22 protein-coding genes are annotated in these 23,974 nt (G+C 59.6%); 10 read left to right on the top strand and 12 right to left on the bottom strand.

What is annotated here, in order from left to right; translation table 11 throughout:
* Window positions 1-56 precede the first annotated feature (56 nt).
* Both aroE and hemF read right to left on the bottom strand, forming a co-directional pair.
* Complete coding sequence (aroE, locus tag AC07N8_RS11020) at window positions 57-878, bottom strand: shikimate dehydrogenase (protein ID WP_483841529.1); 822 nt, start codon at window positions 876-878, stop codon at window positions 57-59.
* A gap of 13 nt (window positions 879-891) precedes the next feature.
* Complete coding sequence (hemF, locus tag AC07N8_RS11025) at window positions 892-1,806, bottom strand: oxygen-dependent coproporphyrinogen oxidase (protein ID WP_483841530.1); 915 nt, start codon at window positions 1,804-1,806, stop codon at window positions 892-894.
* Window positions 1,807-1,961: 155 nt separating this feature from the next.
* Here hemF and AC07N8_RS11030 point away from each other — a divergent pair, with 155 nt between their 5' ends.
* Window positions 1,962-2,939, top strand: a complete 978-nt coding sequence (locus tag AC07N8_RS11030) for an NADPH:quinone reductase (RefSeq protein WP_483841531.1) — start codon at window positions 1,962-1,964, stop codon at window positions 2,937-2,939.
* Between the two features lie 81 nt (window positions 2,940-3,020).
* On the opposite strand, the gene tsaC is transcribed toward AC07N8_RS11030, so the two are convergent.
* From tsaC to AC07N8_RS11045, 3 genes are all read right to left on the bottom strand, one after another.
* Entirely contained in the window at window positions 3,021-3,578 is a 558-nt protein-coding gene (gene tsaC, locus AC07N8_RS11035) for an L-threonylcarbamoyladenylate synthase type 1 TsaC (RefSeq protein ID WP_483841532.1), read from the bottom strand.
* Between the two features lie 54 nt (window positions 3,579-3,632).
* Entirely contained in the window at window positions 3,633-4,733 is a 1,101-nt protein-coding gene (dprA, locus tag AC07N8_RS11040) for a DNA-processing protein DprA (RefSeq protein ID WP_483841533.1), read from the bottom strand.
* Between the two features lie 79 nt (window positions 4,734-4,812).
* A complete protein-coding gene (locus AC07N8_RS11045) occupies window positions 4,813-5,838 on the bottom strand; it encodes a LysM peptidoglycan-binding domain-containing protein (RefSeq protein WP_493143641.1) in 1,026 nt (341 codons plus the stop codon).
* 168 nt (window positions 5,839-6,006) lie between these two features.
* Between AC07N8_RS11045 and def the strand changes: the two genes are divergently transcribed.
* From def to AC07N8_RS11070, 5 genes are all read left to right on the top strand, one after another.
* Window positions 6,007-6,513: a peptide deformylase gene (gene def / locus AC07N8_RS11050; RefSeq protein ID WP_027926190.1), complete on the top strand. Its 507-nt coding sequence runs from the start codon at window positions 6,007-6,009 to the stop codon at window positions 6,511-6,513.
* A 70-nt stretch (window positions 6,514-6,583) separates the two neighbouring features.
* Window positions 6,584-7,543 carry a methionyl-tRNA formyltransferase gene (fmt, locus tag AC07N8_RS11055; protein WP_493143639.1) on the top strand — a complete coding sequence of 320 codons (960 nt, stop codon included), beginning with the start codon at window positions 6,584-6,586 and terminating at the stop codon, window positions 7,541-7,543.
* Window positions 7,540-8,847, top strand: a complete 1,308-nt coding sequence (gene rsmB / locus AC07N8_RS11060; RefSeq protein WP_483841536.1) for a 16S rRNA (cytosine(967)-C(5))-methyltransferase RsmB — start codon at window positions 7,540-7,542, stop codon at window positions 8,845-8,847. The genes fmt and rsmB overlap by 4 nt, the downstream gene beginning before the upstream one ends.
* A gap of 25 nt (window positions 8,848-8,872) precedes the next feature.
* Window positions 8,873-10,246: a Trk system potassium transporter TrkA gene (gene trkA / locus AC07N8_RS11065; protein WP_483841537.1), complete on the top strand. Its 1,374-nt coding sequence runs from the start codon at window positions 8,873-8,875 to the stop codon at window positions 10,244-10,246.
* A gap of 180 nt (window positions 10,247-10,426) precedes the next feature.
* On the top strand, window positions 10,427-10,741 hold the full coding sequence (locus AC07N8_RS11070) for a tetratricopeptide repeat protein (protein WP_027926194.1): 315 nt from the start codon (window positions 10,427-10,429) through the stop codon (window positions 10,739-10,741).
* Here the strand turns inward: AC07N8_RS11070 and AC07N8_RS11075 are convergent, their stop codons facing one another.
* The 3 genes from AC07N8_RS11075 to tag all read right to left on the bottom strand — a co-directional run bounded on the left by AC07N8_RS11075 (window position 10,742) and on the right by tag (window position 12,539).
* The gene (locus AC07N8_RS11075; protein ID WP_483841538.1) at window positions 10,742-10,981 is read right to left on the bottom strand and encodes a PilZ domain-containing protein; all 240 of its coding nucleotides are present in this window, start codon (window positions 10,979-10,981) and stop codon (window positions 10,742-10,744) included.
* Window positions 10,982-11,053: 72 nt separating this feature from the next.
* The gene (locus AC07N8_RS11080) at window positions 11,054-11,941 is read right to left on the bottom strand and encodes a lysophospholipid acyltransferase (RefSeq protein WP_493143636.1); all 888 of its coding nucleotides are present in this window, start codon (window positions 11,939-11,941) and stop codon (window positions 11,054-11,056) included.
* 40 nt (window positions 11,942-11,981) lie between these two features.
* Window positions 11,982-12,539, bottom strand: coding sequence for a DNA-3-methyladenine glycosylase I (tag, locus tag AC07N8_RS11085; protein WP_123433240.1), 558 nt, complete (start codon window positions 12,537-12,539; stop codon window positions 11,982-11,984).
* Window positions 12,540-12,620: 81 nt separating this feature from the next.
* Between tag and glyQ the strand changes: the two genes are divergently transcribed.
* The 4 genes from glyQ (at window position 12,621) to AC07N8_RS11105 (ending at window position 17,030) form a co-directional block, all read left to right on the top strand.
* Window positions 12,621-13,574 carry a glycine--tRNA ligase subunit alpha gene (gene glyQ, locus AC07N8_RS11090; protein ID WP_008155694.1) on the top strand — a complete coding sequence of 318 codons (954 nt, stop codon included), beginning with the start codon at window positions 12,621-12,623 and terminating at the stop codon, window positions 13,572-13,574.
* A complete protein-coding gene (gene glyS, locus AC07N8_RS11095; RefSeq protein ID WP_483841539.1) occupies window positions 13,571-15,625 on the top strand; it encodes a glycine--tRNA ligase subunit beta in 2,055 nt (684 codons plus the stop codon). Before glyQ ends, glyS begins: the two co-directional genes overlap by 4 nt.
* Window positions 15,626-15,629: 4 nt before the next feature.
* The gene (gene gmhB / locus AC07N8_RS11100; RefSeq protein ID WP_483841693.1) at window positions 15,630-16,169 is read left to right on the top strand and encodes a D-glycero-beta-D-manno-heptose 1,7-bisphosphate 7-phosphatase; all 540 of its coding nucleotides are present in this window, start codon (window positions 15,630-15,632) and stop codon (window positions 16,167-16,169) included.
* 81 nt (window positions 16,170-16,250) lie between these two features.
* Window positions 16,251-17,030 carry a lysophospholipid acyltransferase family protein gene (locus AC07N8_RS11105; protein ID WP_493143633.1) on the top strand — a complete coding sequence of 260 codons (780 nt, stop codon included), beginning with the start codon at window positions 16,251-16,253 and terminating at the stop codon, window positions 17,028-17,030.
* A 298-nt stretch (window positions 17,031-17,328) separates the two neighbouring features.
* On the opposite strand, the gene gyrB is transcribed toward AC07N8_RS11105, so the two are convergent.
* The 4 genes from gyrB to dnaA are packed head-to-tail and all read right to left on the bottom strand — an operon-like array spanning window position 17,329 to window position 23,539.
* Window positions 17,329-19,746, bottom strand: coding sequence for a DNA topoisomerase (ATP-hydrolyzing) subunit B (gene gyrB / locus AC07N8_RS11110; RefSeq protein WP_483841541.1), 2,418 nt, complete (start codon window positions 19,744-19,746; stop codon window positions 17,329-17,331).
* A 5-nt stretch (window positions 19,747-19,751) separates the two neighbouring features.
* Entirely contained in the window at window positions 19,752-20,855 is a 1,104-nt protein-coding gene (gene recF / locus AC07N8_RS11115) for a DNA replication/repair protein RecF (RefSeq protein WP_008007898.1), read from the bottom strand.
* 17 nt (window positions 20,856-20,872) lie between these two features.
* Window positions 20,873-21,976 (bottom strand): DNA polymerase III subunit beta, encoded by a 1,104-nt coding sequence (gene dnaN / locus AC07N8_RS11120; protein ID WP_008155702.1) that lies wholly within the window; start codon window positions 21,974-21,976, stop codon window positions 20,873-20,875.
* 39 nt (window positions 21,977-22,015) lie between these two features.
* Complete coding sequence (gene dnaA, locus AC07N8_RS11125) at window positions 22,016-23,539, bottom strand: chromosomal replication initiator protein DnaA (RefSeq protein WP_123433235.1); 1,524 nt, start codon at window positions 23,537-23,539, stop codon at window positions 22,016-22,018.
* Window positions 23,540-23,974: the final 435 nt, after the last annotated feature.

Raw genomic sequence — 23,974 nt, forward strand, 5'->3', positions numbered from 1 at the left:
AGGTAAATCAGTTTCGACTGACACTGCGCTTTCGCGAGCAGGCTCGCCCACATTAATTACAGCGTCAGCTGGCGGCGGAGTTCGGCAAGGACCGGCGCCGTGTCCGGACGCACACCGCGCCACAGGAAGAAGGCTTCCGCCGCTTGCTCAGCGAGCATGCCCAAACCATCCATCGACACTGCCGCGCCCTGTTCCGTGGCCCAGCGACAGAACGAAGTCGGTTCCTTTCCATACATCATGTCGTAGCAAACGGTCTTGCCCGGCTCGATCAAGCTGCCGGCAATCGGCGGCACATCGCCCGACAGGCTCGCCGACGTCGCGTTGATGATCAGGTCCACCGATTCCTTCAACCAATCGAAACCACTGGCCGACACCGGCCCCAGGTCCGCGAACAATTCCGCCAGCAACTCGGCTTTTTCCACCGTGCGATTGGCGATGATCACCGACGCCGGCTGCTCGGCCAGCAAGGGTTCCAACGCCCCACGCACCGCGCCGCCCGCGCCCAGCAGCAGAATGCGTTTGCCCTTGAGGCTGAAACCGGCGTTGACCGTCAGGTCCCGCACCAGCCCGGCGCCATCGGTGTTGTCACCCAGCAGGCTGCCATCGGCGAGTTTGCTCAAGGTGTTCACCGCGCCAGCTCGTTGCGCGCGTTCCGTCAGGCTGTCGGCCAGGCGAAAGGCATCTTCCTTGAACGGCACCGTCACATTGGCGCCGCGACCTTCGCGGAAAAACGCCCGGGCGAAGTCGGAAAAGTCGTCGAGCGGCGCCAGCGAGGTGCTGTAGTCCAGTTGCTGAGCCGTTTGCTCAGCGAACAAACGGTGGATCAGCGGCGACTTGCTGTGACCAATCGGGTTACCGAATACGACGTAACGGTCCATCAGAACTCCTCGTTCAGGCCTCGGCCAACCAATCGCGGTCTTGCAGGAAGTATTCGGTCAGGCGAGCTTCTTCACTGCCCGGTTCGGCTTTCCAGTCATAGCTCCAACGCACTTGCGGCGGCAGCGACATCAGGATCGACTCGGTACGCCCGCCCGATTGCAGGCCGAACAAGGTGCCACGGTCGTAGACCAGGTTGAATTCGACGTAACGGCCACGACGGAATTCCTGGAATTCACGCTGCTTGGCGGTGAACGCATCGTTTTTGCGGCGTTGCACGATTGGCAGGTAAGCGTCGATGTACGCGTCGCCGATGGCGCGCATGAAGGCGAAGCTGGTGTCGAAGTCCCACTCGTTCAAATCATCGAAAAACAGGCCGCCGATGCCGCGCGGCTCGTGGCGATGCTTGATGTGGAAATAGCTGTCGCACCAGGCTTTGTAGCGCGAATAGACATCCGGACCGAACGGCGCACAGGCCTGCTCGGCGACGCGGTGCCAGTGCACGCAGTCTGCTTCATTGCCGTAATAAGGGGTCAGGTCGAAACCGCCGCCGAACCACCAGACCGGTTCTTCACCTTCTTTTTCAGCGATGAAAAAGCGCACGTTGGCGTGGGACGTCGGCACATGCGGGTTGTGCGGGTGAATCACCAGCGACACGCCGAGGGCTTCGAAGCCCCGGCCGGCCAATTCTGGCCGATGAGCGCTGGCGGACGGTGGGAGACCGCTGCCGAAGACGTGGGAAAAGTTGACGCCGCCCTTTTCGATCACCGCGCCGTTTTCGATCACTCGCGTGCGACCGCCACCACCGGCCGGCCGGATCCAGGCGTCTTCGACGAAACGTGTGCCGCCATCCTCGGCTTCGAGGGCCGCGCAAATGCGGTCTTGCAGGTCGAGCAGGTAGGCTTTTACGGCCTCGGTGCGGGTTGTCATGTCATCACCTTGAATCGGGCAAAGCTACGCGGCCATCAATGGCCGGCGGCAAATTGCTGCGTAGGATAACACTGCACCTTGCTCCACCGCAGTTGACGAAGATCAGGGTTAGGAGTCCGATAGGGAGCTTGGCAAATGACCTAAGGAGAGTTCTGATGGCAAAGCGAATCCAGTTCCGCGCCCATGGCGGCCCCGAAGTGCTTGAGTATGTCGATTACCAACCCGCCGAGCCGGGCCCGCAGCAAGTCCGCGTCGCCAACAAGGCCATCGGCCTGAATTTCATCGACACCTATTACCGCAGCGGCCTTTATCCGCCGCCGGCCTTGCCGTCTGGCCTGGGTTCGGAAGGCGCGGGCATCGTCGAAGCGGTGGGCAGCGCAGTGACCCGCTTCAAGGTCGGTGATCGCGTGGCTTACGGCAGCGGCCCTTTGGGTGCCTACAGCGACGTTCACGTCTTGCCCGAGGCCAATCTGGTGCTGCTGCCAGAGGCAATCAGCTTCGAAACGGCGGCCGGGGTGATGCTCAAGGGCCTGACCGTGCAGTACCTGCTGCGTCAGACCTATGAACTCAAGGGTGGCGAAACCGTGCTGTTCCACGCCGCCGCCGGGGGTGTCGGTTCGCTGGCCTGCCAATGGGCCAAGGCGCTGGGTGTGAAGTTGATCGGCACGGTCAGCTCCCCGGAGAAAGCCGCACTGGCCAAGGCCAACGGTGCCTGGGCGACCATCGACTACAGCCATGAAAACGTCGCACAACGCGTACTGGAATTGACCGACGGCAAGAAGGTGCCGGTGGTGTACGACGGCGTCGGCAAAGACACCTGGCTGACGTCGCTCGATAGCGTAGCGGCCCGCGGGTTGGTGGTGAGCTTCGGGAATGCGTCCGGCGCAGTGGATGGGGTGAATCTGGGGATACTGGCGGCGAAGGGTTCGCTGTACGTGACCCGGCCGACGCTCGGGACTTACGCCAACAATGCCGAGAACCTGCAGCGGATGGCGGATGAGCTGTTTGAGATGATCATCAGCGCGAAGCTGCACGTGGACATCAGTCACACGTATCCGCTGGCTGATGCGGCGAAGGCGCAGACCGAGTTGTCGGCACGGCGCACTACTGGTTCGACAGTTTTGCTGCCATAACACCAAACTGTGGCGAGGGAGCTTGCTCCCGCCAGCGATGCGGCGTTCCGACAAGCTCCCTCGCCACAGGTCTGCTGGGTGTCAGCCCTGGCGCACAACGTGGCCGGTCGCGAGATCCCGGATAACGCTCGGGTTCTTGCGCCCTCCCAGGTTCCCTCCCAACACGAAATCCAGCTCTCCGCGGAAATACTGCTCCACGCGAAGCCGCGTGCGCGCCGCCGGCCGTCCCTGCGGATTGGCCGAAGTCGACACCAAGGGCCCGACAATGGCGCATAAATCCCGCACCAGCGGATGGTCGCTGACCCGCAACGCAACGGTTTCATGGACCCCGGTGATCCACTGCGGCAACAGATTCTGATGCGGCACCAGCCAAGTGTTAGGCCCAGGCCAGGTACTGGCCATGCGATCCATCCACAGTTCCGGGAAGTCTTCGAAGAGGAAGTCGAACTGACGAATGTTGTCGGCAACCAGAATCAGGCCCTTCTCCATAGACCGACCCTTGAGCATCAACAGACGATACACCGCTTCTTCGTCCCACGGGTCGCAACCCAGCCCCCAGACCGCTTCGGTTGGATAGGCAATCACCGCCCCTGCGCGAACGGCTTGCGCGGCTTGTTGCACACGCCAACTGTTGACCATGAAAAACTCTCCGGAATAAGGCTCTGCGCAGTTTACCGATCTTCTTTATAAAACCTAGCTCACCCGCGCAAACCAGCGCCCGCTTTCGCAAACGGCGCGGCCATCCATTTCCAGCTCGGTCAACGCCGCCAGCACTTTGGGCAAGGCCCAGCCGCTGGTGACGGACAACGCTTCGCTGGTGTGCGGGGCCGCGTGCAACAGCATGAGCAACGGATGGGTCACCGAAGGCGCCTCGCTGTACAACGGTAACTGTTGCCAGCCGCGCAAGGCTTCGAGGATATGGTCGATGGTCTCCACCAGCATCGCGCCGTCCCGGATCAACTGATGACAGCCTTTGGCGCCAGGATGATGGATCGATCCAGGAATCGCATACACCTCCCGACCTTGCTCCGCCGCCAGCCTCGCGGTGATCAACGAACCACTCGCCACACTCGCTTCAACCACCAGCACACCAAGCGACAAACCGCTGATGATTCGATTGCGCCGGGGGAAGTTGCTGGCGGTGGGGCCGGCGTCCAGCGGGAACTCCGAAAGCACCGCACTGCCCGACGCAATCATGGCGTCGGCCAGTCGTCGATTGCGCTGTGGATAAAACTTTTCAAGTCCCGTGCCAAGTACACCGACCGTTTGCCCGCCCACATCCAGTGCGGCTTGATGCGCGGCCGCATCAATGCCCAGCGCCAGCCCGCTGGTGATGACGAAACCGGCGCCCGCCAAGCTGCGGGAAAATGCGGCAGCGGTGTCCATGCCCGGCCGTGAAGCGCGGCGACTGCCGACCATCGCCAGTTGCGGTTTTTCCAGAATTCCCGGATCGCCCGCTACGAACAACAGCGGCGGCGCATCGCTGATTTCTGCCAGCAGCGCCGGGTAGTCAGGCTGGTCCCACATCAGTAAATGCTGGCCCGGACGCTCTAGCCAGGCCAATGCGTGGCTGGCGCCATCGCGCACTTCATTGGCGCGGCGAGCCTCGGCGCACGCCACCGGCAAGCCCAGCGAACGCCAGGCACTGGCCGGCGCACTGATGGCTTTGGACGCCGAGCCGAAGGCTTCGAGCAGCTTCTTGAAACGCGCCGGGCCGAGTTCCGGTAAACGGTGCAAACGTAAACGAGCTTCCAGTTCCGCAGGGGAAACCGGTGTAACGGCAGGCAGCGACATGGATCATCCTTGATCGTTATGGGCCCCGTTCAAACGGGAATAAGCTGTGGATAACTCTGTTGGTAACTTGTGGAGCTGGCTAAGGATTTCGCACCTTGTCCATCACGGCCAAAGAGCGCGAAGCGTTGAGCACCAGCCCGTAGCTGAGCTTGTCGTAGGTGCGGAAAACCATCAGCAATCCGGCCTGCTCATCGGGAATCTTCAGCGGCTGGCCAGTGATCCGGTCGCGCACGGTTTCGCCGGTTTTCATCACCACCAGCACGTTGCCTTCGACGAGGCCATCACGCTGCCCCTTGTTCAGCGTGACCACATCCAGCGCGCCAATCTGCGTCACGCCGCGCGGCACATCGATGATCAGCCCGTTGACCGGATTTTTCGGCGCGCTGGGCATGAAGGTCGAGTTGATCGAGCGTTCTTCGCCGCTGAACAAGCGGTCGCCGAGGCGCACTTCCTGGGTGGTGCGTTGCAAGGCGAGGGTGGCGACGTCGCCTTCAGTGGCGACAATTTCGCCGCCACCGATGTCGTCAGCATTGATCCCCAAAAACTCTTTGGTCTCGGGATCGGTGTAGACCTTGCCCTGACGGAAGATCCCGTAGACCGGTTGATCGGGATCGAAATGACCGCGGGCGAAGATGCGGTCTCCGGTGCCGCTGAGCACGCGTTCGGCATCGCCGGCGACGATGTAAGGCGCCTCGTTGAAATCCTCGACCTTATCGACGATGCGGTTACTCAGCAAAAAGCTGTTGATCGATCGCAGCGGAATGCTCGGGATGGCTTCGGCCACCGGCGAACTGCGCACCCTGGGTGAAAGCTTGATCGTGCCGCGCGATGCACCGCGATTAAGCGTCAGCCGCGGCTGGTCGTTGACGTAGACCAGCGACAGCGAGTCGCCGGGATAGATGAGATTGGGGTTTTCGATTTGCGGATTGGCCTGCCACAGCTCGGGCCATTGCCACGGCTGGCGCAGGTATTTACCGGAGATGTCCCAGAGTGTGTCCCCCGCAACCACTGTGTATTGCTGTGGAAAACCTTCCTTGAGTTGCACTTGCCCATGCGCCACACCGGCCGAAGCCAGAAGGAGCAAGGCGAGTAGTGATTTCCTCATGCGGTGAATCCCTTTATTATGTGCGTTCGCGTAAAACGCCAGAGCCTTCGTGGCTCGCTCCCCGTGCTTTACTAAGAAAAGGGAGCTACGTTTTACAACGGTAGCCTGCATCTTCGGACCCGCCAGGCCATCGACCCGACTTTCCTCACATGTGCAGCAATCAAGCTTATGGCCATTTTAGACATCCTCGAATTCCCCGACTCGCGCCTGCGCACTATCGCCAAACCTGTGGCCGTAGTGGACGACGAAGTGCGTCAGTTGGTCGATGACATGTTTGAAACAATGTATGAAGCGCCAGGCATCGGCCTCGCCGCGACCCAGGTCAACGTGCACAAACGTATCGTGGTGATGGACCTCTCCGAAGACCGCAGCGAACCACGGGTGTTCATCAACCCCGAGTTCGAGACCCTGACTGACGAGATGGAGCAATACCAGGAAGGCTGCCTCTCGGTGCCGGGCTTCTACGAAAACGTCGATCGCCCACAGAAGGTCAAGATCAAGGCCCTGGACCGCGACGGCCAGCCTTACGAACTGATCGCCGAAGGCCTGCTCGCCGTGTGCATCCAGCATGAATGCGACCACCTGAATGGCAAATTGTTCGTCGACTACCTGTCCAGTCTCAAACGCGACCGAATCAAGAAGAAACTGGAAAAGCTCCATCGCCAGAACGCTTGATGCCCTCCTTTCAAAGGCTTGCTGCGGCAAGCCTTTTTCTTTTGCGACTGCTTTGTAATAGAGAGCTTCCATGACTCAGCCACTGCGCATCGTCTTTGTCGGCACCCCGGAATTCGCCGCCGAACACCTCAAGGCCCTGCTCGACAGCCCTTATGAGATCGTCGCGGTCTACACCCAGCCGGACCGTCCGGCGGGCCGTGGGCAAAAGCTGATGCCGAGCCCGGTCAAGCAGTTGGCGTTGGAAAACAACATCCCGGTGTTGCAACCGCCGACCCTGCGCAACGAAGACGCTCAGGCCGAACTGGCCGCGCTCAAGCCGGACTTGCTGGTAGTGGTCGCCTACGGCCTGATCTTGCCGCAAGTGGTGCTGGATATTCCGCGCCTGGGCTGCATCAACAGCCACGCGTCCCTGCTGCCACGCTGGCGCGGTGCGGCGCCGATCCAGCGCGCCGTCGAAGCGGGCGACAGTGAAAGCGGCGTGACCGTGATGCGCATGGAGCTGGGCCTGGACACCGGGCCGATGCTGCTCAAAGTCACCACGCCGATCACTGCTGACGACACCGGCGGCAGCCTGCATGATCGTCTGGCAGAGATGGGCCCACCGGCGGTGATTCAGGCGATTGCCGGCCTCGCCGCTGGCACGCTGGAGGGCGAAGTGCAGGACGACAGCCTCGCCACTTATGCTCACAAATTGAACAAGGACGAAGCGCGCATCGACTGGACTCGCCCGGCGGTTGAGCTGGAACGTCTGGTTCGCGCCTTCAATCCATGGCCGGTTACCCACAGCACGCTGAACGGCGAAGCGCTGAAAGTGCTGGCCGCGAGCCTCGCCGAAGGTAAGGGCGCGGCAGGGGAAATCCTCAGCGCCAGCAAGGACGGCTTGCTCGTTGCTTGCGGTGAGCAAGCGCTGTGCCTGACCCGCCTGCAATTGCCCGGCGGCAAGGCGCTGAACTTCAGCGATCTGTTCAACAGCCGTAAAGAGAAATTCGCCGTCGGCACCGTGCTTGGTCAAGCGGCGGACGCTCAATGAACCCGCGTCTGGCCGCCGCCAAGGCACTTGCCGCTGTTCTGAACGGAAAAGCCTCGCTCAACAGTTCTCTGCCGACACAAATGGACAAAGTTGAAGACCGCGATCGCGGCTTCACTCAGGACCTGGCGTTCGGCACCGCGCGCTGGCAGCCACGTTTGTCGGCGCTGGCGGCCAAACTGTTGCAAAAGCCGTTCAAGGCTGCGGATGCGGACGTCGAGGCGCTGTTGCTGGTCGGCCTCTATCAACTGCTCTACACCCGCGTACCGGCCCACGCCGCCATTGGTGAAACGGTCGGCTGCGCGGACAAACTGAAAAAGCCTTGGGCCAAGGCCTTGCTCAACGCCGTACTGCGCCGTGCCCAACGGGAAAGCGAAGCGCTGCTGGCCGAGCTGGAACATGACCCGGTGGTGCGTACCGCACACCCGCGCTGGCTGCAAAAATCCCTGAAGGCCTTCTGGCCTGAACAATGGGAAGCCATTTGCGCGGCGAACAACGCGCATCCGCCGATGATCCTGCGGGTCAACCGTCGCCATCACACTCGCGACGCCTACCTTGGTTTGCTGACCGAAGCCGGGATCGCCGCGACGCCGTGCGTCTACAGTCAGGATGGCATCATCCTTGAATCCGCCGCCGACGTGCGCAGCTTGCCGGGCTTCGCCGAAGGCTGGATCAGCGTGCAGGACGAGGCGGCACAATTGGCCGCCGACCTGCTCGACCTGGCACCGGGCCAACGGGTGCTGGACGCCTGCTGCGCGCCGGGCGGCAAGACCTGCCATATCCTCGAAGCCGAGCCACAACTGGCCGGCGTCGTCGCGGTGGACTTGGAAGCCAAACGTCTGGTGCGGGTGCGCGAGAACCTGGCGCGTCTGGGCCTCAGCGCCGAACTGATCGCCGCCGACGGCCGCGACACCCAGACCTGGTGGGACGGCAAACCGTTCCAGCGCATCCTGCTGGACGCGCCGTGCTCGGCCACCGGCGTCATCCGTCGTCACCCGGACATCAAGCTGACCCGCCAACCCGACGACATCGCCGCACTCGCCGTACTGCAAGGCGAATTGCTCGATGCCCTGTGGATAACTCTGGAAGTGGGCGGCATTCTGCTTTATGCCACCTGCTCGACGCTGCCGACCGAAAACACCGAAGTCATCGAAGCCTTCCTCGCCCGCACGCCGGGCGCTCGTGAGCTGGACCTCGCTACGGCGGCCGGGATCAAGCAACCACATGGTCGCCAATTGCTGGCCCAGGAAGGTGGGCACGACGGGTTCTACTACGCCAAGCTGATCAAGATTGCCGCCGCGCGGTGATAAACCGATTTAATGGAGTGACTGGATGAAAATCATCATCCTCGGTGCAGGGCAGGTCGGTGGTTCGCTGGCGGAGCACTTGGCCAGCGAAGCCAACGACATCACCGTGGTCGACACCGACGGCGATCGCCTGCGCGACCTCGGCGATCGGCTAGACATCCGCACCGTGCATGGCCGCGGCTCACTGCCGACGGTGCTGCGCCAGGCCGGCGCGGACGACGCCGACATGCTGGTGGCCGTGACCAACAGCGACGAAACCAACATGGTGGCCTGTCAGGTCGCGCACACGCTGTTCCACACGCCGACCAAAATCGCCCGGGTGCGCGAAGCGGCGTACCTTACGCGCTCCGAATTGTTCGATAACGACGCGATCCCGGTGGATGTGCTGATCAGCCCGGAACAAGTGGTGACCAACTACATCAAGCGCCTGATCCAGCATCCGGGCGCCTTGCAGGTGATCGACTTCGCCGAAGGCAAGGCGCAACTGGTCGCGGTGAAGGCGTATTACGGCGGGCCGCTGGTGGGTCAGCAATTGCGGCAATTGCGCGAACACATGCCGAATGTCGAAACCCGAGTCGCTGCGATTTTCCGCCGTGACCGGCCGATTCTGCCTCAGGGTGACACCGTCATCGAGGCCGACGACGAAGTGTTTTTCATCGCCGCCAAGGACAATATCCGCGCGGTGATGAGCGAAATGCGCCGGCTGGATGAAACCTACAAGCGCATCGTCATTGCCGGCGGCGGGCAGATCGGCGAGCGACTGGCCGAGGCCATCGAAAGTCGTTACCAGGTGAAGATCATCGAGATGAACCCGGCCCGCTGCCGTCATCTCTCGGACACCCTCGACAGCACCGTGGTGTTGCAGGGCAGTGCGTCCGACCGTGATTTGCTGATGGAAGAGAACATCGCCGACGCGGATATCTTCCTGGCCCTGACCAACGATGACGAAGCCAACATCATGTCCTCGCTGCTGGCCAAGCGCCTGGGCGCGAAGAAGGTGATGACGATCATCAACAACCCGGCGTACGTGGATCTGATTCAGGGCGGCGACATCGACATCGCCATCAGCCCTCAACTGGCGACCATCGGCACCTTGCTAGCCCACGTACGGCGTGGCGATATCGTCAGCGTGCACTCACTGCGCCGGGGCGCGGCGGAGGCCATCGAGGCGATTGCCCATGGTGATGCGAAGTCGAGCAAGGTGATTGGCAGGGCCATCGAGAACATCGGTTTGCCGCCAGGAACGACGATTGGCGCGATCATTCGTGATGAGGAAGTGATCATTGCGCATGACGATACAGTGATCGAAACGGGCGACCATGTGATTTTGTTCCTTGTGGATAAAAAGCATATTCGCGATGTGGAGAAGCTGTTTCATGTAGGGCTGAGCTTCTTCTGATCCGGTATTTTTGGCGACTGTGGGGGCCTCTTCGCGAGCAGGCTCGCTCCCACAGTGGGATTTTCGCCGCACACTGTATTCGTGTTCACTGAAGATCAATTGCGGGAGCGAGCCTGCTCGCGAAGGCGGCCTCACTAAAACAGATCAACTCCTGACACACCTCAACAAGGAATCCACCCAATGCTCGAATCCCTGGAAAAAATGCTCGCCAAGGGTGTGGATAACTCATTGCTGCGCTTCGGCTTGGGCAAGGGTTATCTGGATCTCGGGGAAAATGCCAAGGCGGCCGAGCATTTCCAGCGCTGCGTCGAATTCGATCCGAAGTATTCAGCGGCCTGGAAGCTATTGGGCAAGGCCCATCTGGCGCAGGAAGATTTCGCGGCCGCCCGGCAGGCCTGGGAACAAGGTCTGGAAGCCGCCCGCGCCCATGGCGACAAGCAGGCAGAGAAGGAAATGACGGTGTTTCTGAAGAAACTCGAGCGCAACGCTCACTGATCAGAGGTAGCGCAAGCCTATCCCGTCGGCATCAACCTGAATCACTTCCATGCGCACACGCGGCGCACCTGTGGGTAAGTCCTGCACCTGCCCATACACCACCGCGCCTTTGGGCAACGACGACAGGCGCGGATGCTTGACATAGACACCCGTGGTCGACAGGTTGCGCGTCTGGCCCAGGCATTCGCCGAAGCTTTCATGGCTGATCTTGATGCGAAACGATTTGCGGTGTTCGGACATCTGCTGCGCCCTTTAATGAACAGTTGTGGATAACCTTGGCCCCGGAATTATCCACAGATCATGCCAAGCTACTCAATACCAGCGTTCTTCGCCCGGAGGACGCTTCTTGAAGCGCTTCATGCTCCACATGTACTGGCTTGGGTACGCCCGCACATAGCGCTCAACCACTTGGCTCATGGCTGCGCAGGACGTCTCGGTATCGGTGCTGTACATGGCCTCTGGCGCCGCTTCCAGGATCACTTTGTACCCCGAACCGTCCGGCAGCCGCAGGGCATGCAGGAACACGCCGACCGCTTTGCCACCGGCGAGCATGTTCGGCACGAACTTGCTGGTCAGGGCTTGAGTGGCGAAGAAAGGCACGAAGATCCCGGCGGATTCGGCCGGTTCCGGGTCAGCGGGAATGCCCACTGCACCACCTTTGCGCACTTCCTTGATGACGCTGAGGATGCCTTCCTTGGTGGAAGCGGCTACCCGATTGCCCAATTGCACCCGCTGTTTGCGCAGCAAATCATCCACAGCCTTCAACTTCGGTGGCCGATAGAAAATGATCGGTTTGCACTGATTGCAATAAAAGTGGTTCAACACTTCCCAATTGCCCAGGTGACTGGTGATACCGACGACCCCTTTGCCGGAGGCGAGGGCGTCTGTCAAGACGTCGAGTCCTTCGACTTCGCGCACCAGGTCGATGGAGCGCTGGGCCGGCCAGATCCAGGCGCAGGCGCTTTCGGTCAGGGACTTGCCGATGTCTTTCAGGCTCTGGCCGACCAGACGCTCACGCTCGGCCGGGTCCATCTCGGGGAAACACTTGGCGAGGTTGATCCGCACCACATCGCGGGAACGGTTCGGGGTTTTCCACATGACCCAGCCAATCGCCGAGCCCACGGCCTGCACGGCCCGCCACGGGAGCAGGGCAAACAGCCGCAGAGCGCCTACCAGCAAGGCGCCTTTAAACTTATCCACAGGTCACTCCTGATTTTGTGCTGTGCGCGAGGCGGCTATTCTAACCGCCGTTCGCCAAGGTCGCGTAGCGATCGCAATCCTGGGTGTGGTCCATGACCATGCCCGAAGCCTGCATCAGCGCATAGCAAATGGTCGGCCCGACGAACGTGAAGCCGGCCTTTTTCAGGCCTTTGCTCATTTCCACCGCCACTGGCGTGACCGCCGGGACTTCGGTGCGATCCTTGAAATGATTGATCACCGGCGTGCCGCCAACGAAGGACCAGAGAAACGCCACCGGGTCCTCCAGCGCCAGCCAGGCCTGGGCGTTGCGTCGGGCGGCGTTGAGTTTGAGACGGTTGCGGATGATGCCCGGATCGAGCATCAATTCATCGATTTCCGCGTCGCTCATCTGCGCCACGCGCTGTACGTCAAAGCCGAACAGCACCTCGCGATAACGCTCACGTTTACGCAAGACCGTGATCCATGAGAGGCCGGCCTGGAACCCTTCGAGCAAAAGCAACTCGAACAATCCCTGCGCATCGCGTAGCGGCGTGCCCCACTCCTGGTCGTGATAAGCCATGTACAGCGGATCTTCGGAACACCAAAAGCAGCGTGGCATAAGGCTCCAGGGGGCGTGCGCAGCAATGAATCGGGTATACTCCCGCTCTTTAAATCGCAGCCCAAGAAACAGGTGAATTTCGTGAGCCAGCCTACGCCAGCCGTGCGTACCTTCCAAGACTTGATCCTCGCGCTCCAGCAATACTGGGCCGAGCAAGGTTGTGTGGTACTTCAGCCCTACGATATGGAAGTAGGCGCCGGCACTTTCCACACTGCCACATTCCTGCGTGCCATTGGCCCGGAAACCTGGAACGCCGCTTATGTGCAGCCCAGTCGTCGCCCGACTGACGGCCGCTACGGCGAAAACCCGAACCGTCTGCAGCACTACTACCAGTTCCAGGTGGTATTGAAGCCGAACCCGGACAACTTCCAGGAACTGTACCTGGGCTCCCTCAAGCACGTCGGCCTGGACCCATTGGTCCACGACATCCGCTTCGTCGAAGACAACTGGGAATCGCCGACCCTCGGCGCCTGGGGTCTGGGCTGGGAAGTCTGGCTCAATGGCATGGAAGTGACCCAGTTCACTTACTTCCAGCAAGCGGGCGGCATCGAGTGCTACCCGGTGACCGGCGAGATTACCTACGGTCTGGAGCGTCTGGCCATGTACCTGCAAGGCGTGGACTCGGTCTACGACCTGGTCTGGGCTGACGGCCCGATGGGCAAGGTCACCTACGGCGACGTGTTCCACCAGAACGAAGTGGAGCAGTCGACCTACAACTTCGAACACGCCAACGTCGAGAAGCTGTTCGAACTGTTCGACTTCTATGAAAGCGAAGCCAAGCGCCTGATCGAACTCGACCAGCCGCTGCCGTTGCCGAGCTACGAAATGGTGTTGAAGGCTTCCCATACTTTCAACCTGCTGGATGCGCGCCGGGCGATCTCGGTGACTGCGCGTCAGCAATACATTCTGCGTGTACGCACCCTGGCGCGTTCCGTTGCGCAAGCCTACCTGCTGGCTCGCGCCAAGCTGGGCTTCCCGATGGCGACCCCGGACCTGCGTGATGAAGTACTGGCCAAGCTGGAGGCTGCACAATGAGTGCTCTGGATTTTCTGGTTGAACTGGGCACTGAAGAACTGCCACCCAAAGCCCTGAACACCTTGGCCGAGGCGTTCCTCGCCGGTATCGACAAGGGCCTGCAAGCCGCCGGTCTGAACTACGAGACCAAAACCGTCTACGCCGCGCCGCGTCGCCTGGCCGTGCTGATCACGTCGCTGGCCACCCAGCAACCGGATCGCAGCATCAACCTCGATGGCCCGCCACGTCAGGCGGCGTTCGATGCCGAAGGCAACCCGACCCAGGCAGCACTGGGTTTTGCCAAGAAGTGCGGTGTCGAGCTGAGCGAAATCGATCAGAGCGGTCCGAAACTGCGTTACAGCCAAAGCATCGCCGGCAAGCCGACCGCGAGCCTGCTGCCGACCATCGTCGAAGACTCGCTGAATGACCTGCCGATCCCGAAACGCATGCGTTGGGGCGCTCGCAAGGAAGAATTCGTTCGTCCGACCCAATGGCTGGTGATGCTGCTCGGTGACGAAGTCATCGATTGCACCATCCTCGCCCAGAAGGCTGGCCGCGATTCCCGTGGTCACCGCTTCCATCACCCGGAAAACGTGCGCATCACCTCGCCGGCCAATTACCTGGCCGACTTGCGTGCCGCTTACGTCCTGGCCGATGCCAACGAACGTCGCGACATCATCAGCAAGCGCACCGAAGAACTGGCTACCCGTCAGGAAGGCACGGCGATTGTTCCGCCGGCGCTGCTCGACGAAGTAACCGCGCTGGTTGAGTGGCCAGTGCCGCTGGTGTGTTCGTTCGAAGAACGTTTCCTCGACGTGCCGCAAGAAGCGCTGATCACCACCATGCAGGACAACCAGAAGTATTTCTGCCTGCTGGATGCCGACGGCAAGTTGCTGCCACGTTTCATCACCGTGGCCAACATCGAAAGCAAAGACCCGCAGCAGATCATCGCCGGTAACGAGAAAGTGGTTCGCCCACGCCTGACCGACGCCGAGTTCTTCTTCAAGCAAGACAAGAAGCAGAAACTCGAAGACTTCAACCTGCGCCTGCAAAACGTGGTGTTCCAGGAAAAACTCGGCAGCGTGTACGACAAGGCCGAGCGTGTTTCCAAACTCGCTGCGTTCATCGCACAACGCATTGGCGGCAACGCAGCCTGGGCGTCCCGTGCCGGCCTGTTGTCAAAGTGCGACCTGGCGACCGAAATGGTCGGTGAGTTCCCGGAGATGCAAGGTGTCGCCGGTTACTACTACGCCCTCAACGACGGCGAGCCGGAAGAAGTCGCTCTGGCGCTGAACGAGCAGTACATGCCGCGCGGTGCCGGTGCTGAACTGCCGACCACCTTGACCGGTGCAGCCGTGGCCATCGCCGACAAGCTCGACACACTGGTGGGCATTTTCGGTATCGGCATGCTGCCAACCGGTAGCAAAGACCCGTACGCCTTGCGCCGTGCTGCACTCGGTGTGCTGCGTATCCTGATCGACAAGAAGCTCGATCTGGACCTGAACGACGCCGTGGCTTTCGCCGTGAATGCGTTCGGTGCCAAGGTCAAGGCTGCCGGCCTCAACGACGCCGTGCTGGAGTTCATCTTCGACCGTCTGCGTGCCCGTTACGAAGACGAAGGCGTGGATGTCGCGACTTACCTGTCGGTGCGTGCCCTGAAGCCGGGTTCGGCACTGGACTTCGACCAGCGTGTTCAAGCGGTAGAAGCTTTCCGCAAATTGCCGGAAGCTGCGGCCCTGGCTGCGGTGAACAAGCGCGTATCGAACTTGCTGAGCAAGGTCGAAGGCTCCGTTCCGACGGTGGTTGAAGCCAAGTACTTCGACAATGCCAACGAGTTCTCCCTGTACTCGGCGATCCAGCAGGCGGACCAGGCTGTCCAGCCGATGGCCGCCGCGCGTCAGTACAGCGAATCGCTGGCACGCCTGGCCGCCTTGCGCGAGCCGGTGGATGCGTTCTTCGAAGCCGTGATGGTCAACGCAGAAGATGCCAAGGTCCGCGCCAACCGCTATGCCTTGCTGGCGCGTCTGCGTGGCCTGTTCCTCGGCGTCGCTGATATCTCGCTGCTGGGCTAAGGGGCTGCGTTTGAAACTGCTGATTCTCGATCGCGACGGGGTGATCAATTACGACTCCGACGCTTACATCAAGTCGGTGGAGGAGTGGATTCCACTTCCCGGTTCGATCGAAGCCATCGCGCAGTTGAGCAAGGCCGGCTGGACGGTAGCGGTCGCTACCAACCAGTCGGGCATCGCTCGCGGCTATTACGACATCGCCACCCTGGACGCCATGCACGAGCGCTTGCGCTCGCTGGTGGCGGAGCAGGGCGGTGAAGTCGGGCTGATCGTTTATTGCCCGCACGGGCCGGACGACGGCTGCGATTGCCGCAAGCCAAAACCCGGGATGCTGAAAACCATCGCCGAGCATTACAACGTGTCGCTGACCAATCTTTGGTTCGTCGGCGACAGCCTTGGTGACCTGGAAGCCGCCAAAGCCGTCGATTCTCAGCCAGTTTTGGTAAAGACCGGGAAAGGCGAAAAGACTTTGGGCAAGACCTTACCGGTAGGCACCTTGATTTTTGACGATCTGGCGGCGATTGCCGCAGAACTTATCCACAATTAGAGCGTTTCGAGATTCCTGACCAAGGATTGATCGGGATTGCGCTTTATATAGACGGGCAGAGCCCGCACGGTAAACGTCACCATGTCGATACTGCAGGCCATCAGAACGTTCCTCTTTTATCTGTTGCTGGGCACCAGCTCTTTGCTTTGGTGCAGCCTGAGCTTTTTCATCGCGCCTTTTTTGCCGTTCAAGGCGCGTTATCGCTTCATTAATGTGTACTGGTGCCGCTGCGCCTTGTGGCTGAGCAAAGTATTCCTGGGCATTAGCTATGAAGTGAAGGGCGCCGAGAACGTGCCTGACCAGCCCTGCGTGATTCAATCGAACCACCAGAGCACCTGGGAGACGTTCTTTCTCTCTGCTTACTTCGAACCGTTGAGCCAGGTGCTCAAGCGTTCATTGTTGTACGTGCCGTTCTTCGGCTGGGCCATGGCCATGCTGCGACCGATTGCCATCGACCGCGACAACCCGAAGGCCGCGCTCAAGCATGTGGCGAAGAAGGGCGATGAGCTGCTGAAGGATGGTGTCTGGGTGCTGATCTTCCCTGAGGGGACGCGCGTTCCTTTTGGCACCATCGGCAAGTTCTCACGCGGTGGCACCGCATTGGCCGTCAACGCCGAGCTTCCTGTACTGCCGATTGCGCACAATGCGGGCAAGTTCTGGCCTAAAACCGGTTGGGCAAAGAAGCAGGGTGTCATCACCGTAATCATCGGCGAACCGATGTACGCCGTGGGCAGCGGGCCTCGCGCCATCGCCGATCTGAACGACCGGGTACAAGCCTGGAACGAGCAGATGCAACGGGAAATGGGGTCGCTGCCAGCAGCCCCGACGGCACCGACTTCGACAGATCAAGTGGCTGTCTGAGATTCTGTGGATAACCTGTGTACCGTTTTCTCGAAAAACAGCGATAACGTTTTATAAGTTAATGATTTATATACATATTTCTTAAACACATAAAACGCAGGAAATGGTGCATAAGTTTTTTCGGGCGCAAAAAAACCGGCTGATATAGCCGGTTTTTTTATGCCCAAAATTTGCAGTTTTCGACACTTTGTACTACGGGGAATGACGACCGAAATCCGGTCTGATCACATGCGAAATACAGACAATAAAAAAGGCCAACGCTGAGCGTTGGCCTTTTTGGTTTGGAGGGTTCGCTGGATCAGAAGTCCAGGTTGGAAACCGCCAGGGCGTTGCTTTCGATGAAGTCACGGCGAGGTTCGACCGCATCACCCATCAGGGTGTTGAAGATCTGGTCTGCGCCAATGGCGTCTTCGATGGTCACTTTAAGCATCCGGCGCTGTGCGGGGTCCATGGTGGTTTCCCACAGCTGATCCGGGTTCATCTCGCCCAGACCTTTGTATCGCTGGATGGTGTGACGCTTGGTGCTTTCAGCCATCAGCCATTCAAGGGCTTCCTTGAACTCGGTGACCGGCTTCTTGCGCTCGCCACGCTGGATGTACGCACCGTCGTCGAGCAGGGTGCTCAGTTGAGCGCCCAGCGAAACAACCGTGCGGTAGTCGTTGCTGCCGAAGAAGTCGCGGTTGAAGGTGACGTAGTTCGACAGGCCGTGGGAGATCAGTTCGACCTCTGGCAGCCAGACGTTACGTTCACGGTCTTCACGCAGGCTGGCTTTGTAGACCAGGCCAGACTTCTCGACGGTGCGCAGGCGAACTTCGTACTGAGCCAGCCAATCCTGCATCGCTGCATGATCGGACAGTTGATCCATGCTCACCGCTGGCAGGTAGATGAAGTGCTCGGTCAGCTCCTGTGGGTACAGGCGCGACAGACGCTTGAGGGTCTTCATCACCAGACGGAAGTCATTCACCAGGCGCTCAAGCGCTTCACCGGAGATGCCTGGGGCTTCTTCGTTCAGGTGCAGGCTCGCGTCTTCCAGGGCCGACTGCGTCATGTACTCTTCCATGGCGTCGTCGTCTTTGATGTATTGCTCTTGCTTGCCTTTCTTGACCTTGTACAGCGGCGGCTGAGCGATGTAGATGTAGCCACGCTCGATCAGCTCTGGCAACTGACGGAAGAAGAAGGTCAGCAGCAGGGTACGGATGTGCGAACCGTCGACGTCAGCATCGGTCATGATGATGATGTTGTGATAACGCAGCTTGTCGATGTTGTACTCGTCGCGGCCGATGCCACAGCCCAGCGCGGTGATCAAGGTGCCAACTTCCTGCGAAGAGATCATCTTGTCGAAACGCGCCTTCTCGACGTTCAGGATCTTGCCCTTCAGCGGCAGGATGGCCTGGGTGCGGCGGTTGCGTCCCTGCTTGGCGGAGCCGCCAGCAGAGTCACCTTCCACGAGGTACAGTTCGGACAGGGCAGGATCTTTTTCCTGGCAGTCAGCCAGTTTGCCCGGCAAGCCGGCGATATCCAGCGCGCCTTTGCGACGGGTCATCTCACGGGCTTTACGCGCCGCTTCACGAGCACGTGCCGCGTCGATCATCTTGCCGACGACCAGTTTGGCTTCGTTCGGGTTTTCCAGCAGGAAGTCGGAGAAGTACTTGCCCATTTCCTGTTCGACCGCGGTCTTCACTTCGGAAGAAACCAGCTTGTCTTTGGTCTGGGAGCTGAACTTCGGATCCGGCACTTTTACCGAAATGATCGCGGTCAGGCCTTCACGGGCATCGTCACCGGTGGTGGCGACTTTGTGCTTCTTCGCCAGGCCTTCAGCTTCGATGTAGGTGTTCAGGTTACGCGTCAGTGCGGAACGGAAACCCACCAGGTGAGTACCGCCATCGCGCTGAGGAATGTTGTTGGTGAAGCACAACAGGTTCTCGTTGAAGCTGTCGTTCCACTGCAGGGCGATTTCCACGCCGATGCCGTCTTCACGCTGGATGTTGAAGTGGAACACCTGGTTGACCGCAGTCTTGTTGGTATTCAGGTATTCAACGAACGCACGCAGGCCGCCTTCGTACTTGAACAGCTCTTCCTTGCCGCTGCGCTCATCCTTGAGGACGATGCCGACACCGGAGTTGAGGAAGGACAGTTCACGAATCCGCTTGGCCAGGATGTCCCAGCTGAAGTGGATATTCTTGAAGGTATCTTCTGAAGGCTTGAAGTGAATCTGCGTGCCCGTGGTTTCGCTCTCGCCTACGATTTTCATCGGCTCTTGCGGAACACCGTGGACGTAAGTCTGTTCCCAGATCTTGCCGCTGCGGCGAACAGTCAGGATCAGTTCTTTGGACAGTGCGTTCACCACCGACACACCTACACCGTGCAGACCGCCGGATACTTTGTAGGAGTTGTCGTCGAACTTACCGCCGGCGTGCAGCACGGTCATGATGACCTCGGCTGCAGAAACGCCTTCTTCTTTGTGCACGTCTACCGGGATGCCACGGCCGTTGTCGCGAACGGTGATGGACTCATCCGGGTGAATGATGATGCTGATGTCATCGCAGTGGCCGGCGAGAGCTTCGTCGATCGAGTTATCGACCACTTCGAACACCATGTGGTGCAGACCGCTGCCATCGTCAGTGTCACCAATGTACATACCGGGACGTTTGCGTACGGCATCCAGGCCTTTCAGCACTTTAATGCTCGTTGAGTCGTACGTATTTTCTTCGCTCAATGCCTTCACTCCCGATGGTCGTGGGTCTGGGTGATACGGCCCTGTTCCACGTGGAACAAAGCGACTGGCGTTTCCGTCTGCCAGCCTTCCCTCAATAATTCGTGATCTACACAGGTGATAAAGACCTGGCAGCGTAAGTCTTCCAGCAAGCGGCAAAGCGCGCGTCGGTGGTGCTCGTCCAGTTCAGACGGCAGGTCATCCACCAGATAAATACACTGTCCGCGTCGGGCCTGGCTAACCAAGTGCCCTTGGGCAATCCTCAATGCACAGACCACCAACTTCTGCTGACCCCGAGACAAGATGTCCGCGGCGTTATGTGCGCCCAGTCTGAGACGCAAATCAGCGCGTTGTGGTCCGGCCTGGGTGTGACCCATTTGCTGGTCCCGTTGAAGGGACCCAGCGAGTACGGCACTCAGTTCGCGATCTTTATCCCAGCCTCGGTAATAGCTGAGGGTCAAGCCTTCAAGCTCGACCAATTCGCTCAAGGTCTGTTCAAAGACTGGTTTCAAGGCTTTGATGTAGGCGCGGCGGTATTCATCGATTTCAGCGCTGGCCTGGCACAGTTCCCTGTCCCAAACCGCTTGCGAAACGGCGTCAAGTGTACCATGTCGCAGCCAAGAGTTTCTCTGGCGCAGAGCCTTCTGCAAGCGCTGCCAGGTGGACATGAATCGCGGTTCCACATGGAAAACGCCCCAGTCGAGAAACTGTCGACGAATCTTCGGCGCGCCTTCCAGCAAACGAAAACTGTCAGGGTTGATCAGCTGTAGCGGCAGGATCTCCGCCAGTTGCGCCGCGCTGCGGGCGTTCTGACCGTCGATGCGGATCTGAAATTCACCCTGCCGGTCGCGCGAGATGCCTAGCGCGCTGTGGCCACCCTCGGCCAATTCAACCTGGCCAAACACCGTGCACGCCAATTGCTCGTACTGGATGACCGGCAACAGACGGCTGCTACGGAACGAACGGGCAAGCCCCAGCAGATGAATGGCTTCCAGAACACTGGTTTTGCCGCTGCCGTTGGCGCCGTAAAGAATGTTTATTCGGGGGGAGGGGGAGAAGGTCACCGGGTGCAAATTGCGCACCGCGGTGACCGAGACGCGACTTAGCGACATCTAGCTTCTGCTGAACATTACAGACGCATCGGCATGACAACGTAAGCCGAGTCGTCGTTGTCGGATTCCTGCACCAGCGCACTGCTGTTGGAATCGGACAGGATCAGGCGAACTTGCTCGGTGGTCATCACGCCCAGTACGTCGAGCAGGTAGCTGACGTTGAAGCCGATTTCCAGATTGCCGCCATTGTATTCAACGCCCACTTCTTCTTCCGCTTCTTCCTGCTCCGGGTTGTTCGCCTGGATTTTCAGCTGACCGTTAGCCAGTTGCAGTCGAATACCACGGTACTTCTCGTTGGACAGAATCGCGGTACGGCTGAAGGCTTCACGCAACGCCTGACGGTCGCCGAGTACCAATTTGTCGCCGCCTTTGGGCAGAACACGCTCGTAATCCGGGAATTTACCGTCGACCAGTTTCGAGGTGAACGTGAACTCGCCGGTGGTCGCGCGGATATGGTGCTGGCCCAGCACGATGCTGACGATGCCGTCCGGCTCGGTCAGCAGGCGCGCCAGCTCAAGGATGCCCTTGCGCGGAACAATGACCTGATGGCGATCCGGCTGACCGATATCGGCCTTCATCGAGCACATGGCCAGACGGTGACCGTCGGTGGCCACGGCGCGGATGATGCCTTCGGAAACTTCCAGCAGCATGCCGTTCAGGTAATAACGAACGTCCTGCTGAGCCATGGCGAAGCTGGTGCGCTCGATCAGACGACGAAGTTTGCTTTGTTCCAGACTGCAGGTCAGCGAGCCCGGGCCTTCTTCCACTGTCGGGAAATCGTTGGCCGGCAGGGTCGACAGGGTGAAGCGGCTACGACCAGCCTTCACCACCAGCTTCTGCTCGTCGACCTTGATGTCGATCAGCGCATCGTTCGGCAGGCTCTTGCAGATGTCCATCAGCTTGCGCGCAGGCACAGTGATGGAACCTGGGTCTGCCGGCTCTTCAAGTTGCACACGACCGACCAGCTCGACTTCCAGGTCGGTACCGGTCAGCGACAATTGCTGGCCTTCGACAACCAGCAGCACGTTGGAGAGCACCGGCAAGGTCTGTCGGCGCTCAACGACGCCTGCGACCAGTTGCAGGGGTTTCAACAGGGCTTCGCGTTGAATGGTGAAATGCATGGTCTAGTCCCTTGCCTTAATAAGCTGCGCTGGTGTTCATCAAGTGGTCAGTGTACGCAGCAGGTTCTTATAGTCCTCGCGGATGTCCGCGTCGGATTCCTTAAGCTCGTTGATCTTGCGACAGGCGTGCAAAACAGTCGTGTGGTCGCGGCCGCCAAACACATCGCCGATTTCCGGCAGGCTGTGGTTAGTCAACTCTTTGGACAATGCCATTGCAACCTGACGCGGACGTGCAACCGAACGTGAACGACGTTTGGACAGCAGGTCGGAGATCTTGATCTTGTAGTACTCGGCGACGGTTCGCTGAATGTTATCCACAGAGACCAGTTTGTCTTGCAGCGCCAACAAGTCTTTCAGGGATTCGCGAATCAGCTCGATGGTGATGTCACGGCCCATGAAGTGCGAGTGGGCGATCACGCGTTTCAGCGCGCCTTCCAGCTCACGGACGTTGGAGCGAATACGCTGGGCAATGAAGAACGCCGCGTCATGTGGCAGATCGACTTTGGCCTGGTCGGCCTTTTTCATCAAGATCGCCACGCGGGTTTCAAGCTCCGGCGGCTCGACGGCAACCGTCAGGCCCCAGCCGAAGCGGGATTTCAGACGTTCTTCGAGACCTTCGATTTCTTTCGGGTAGCGATCACTGGTGAGAATGACCTGCTGGCCACCTTCAAGCAGGGCGTTGAAGGTGTGGAAAAACTCTTCCTGCGAACGTTCCTTGCGGGCAAAGAATTGAATGTCATCGATGAGCAACGCATCCACCGAACGGTAGAAGCGCTTGAACTCGTTGATGGCATTCAGTTGCAGTGCCTTGACCATGTCGGCCACGAAACGCTCCGAATGCAGGTAAACGACCTTGGCATTCGGGTTCTTCTTTAATAGGTGGTTACCCACAGCATGCATCAAGTGGGTTTTACCCAAGCCGACGCCACCATAAAGGAAGAGCGGGTTGTAACCGTGCTTGGGATTGTCCGCCACCTGCCAGGCCGCGGCCCGGGCCAGTTGGTTCGACTTACCTTCGACGAAGTTTTCGAAGGTGAAGGTGCGGTTCAGGTAACTGGTGTGCTTGAGCGCGCCTTCGACCTGCACCGTGCGTTGCTCGGAGCGAACCGGAGCTTGCTGCGAGCTGGCGCCGGCCATCGGGTCGAAGCTGTCGCGAGACGGCTCTTCATTGATCTCGGCCACTTTTTGCGTCGCACGCTTGGTCGGTGCGCTGGCAGTCGGCGCTGGCGTCGGAGCACTGGCAGGTGCTTGAGCAGCCTGAGCCTGAGACGCTGCGGCAGCCAACGGCGCATTCGGCGCAGCGCGCGGTGCCGAACTGCGTTTGCTGCCTATTAATAAGGACAGTACCGGCGCCATGCCGTTGCCATGCTCATCCAGCAGTTCGAGAACGCGGCCCAGGTACTTTTCGTTGACCCAGTCGAGAACAAAGCGGTTCGGTGCGTAGACACGCAACTCGTCGCCTTCGGCTTCGACCTGTAGTGGACGGATCCAAGTGTTGAATTGTTGGGCAGGCAGCTCTTCGCGCAAAAGCTCCACGCACTGCTGCCAAAGTTCCACTGACACGGATATCCCCTAAGTTGAAAGCCGGTGAGGCAAAAACAAGCGGCCATTGTAGCGACCAGACGCTGACTTATCCACACGTAGGTGGAGCACTGAACAAGAAGAATCAATGTTTTATACGCAAAAAAGACGACCAGCGGTCTGTGCATAAGCTCTGTGGATAACCGGGTCTAAGGTCGTTGCACAAGTAGGGGGGAAACTCGGTGGATAACAAGCCTGTGGATAACAAGCCCTTTCACACACAGGTTATCCGACAGCGCAGCACAGGCTGCCCCCTGTTTTCCACGGTAGTTGTCATTCTCTGTACAGCCCGTAGTACAAGGCATGAAGGTAGTTATCCACAGATGATCGCCTACCTAGCTTTTATAAGCTTTACAGAAAAGCTTTAAATAATTCCTTTCTTATTTCTATTTCTAACGAGGGGTTAATCACGAACAA

The organism is Pseudomonas sp. GW821-FHT10C09 (assembly GCF_059415465.1).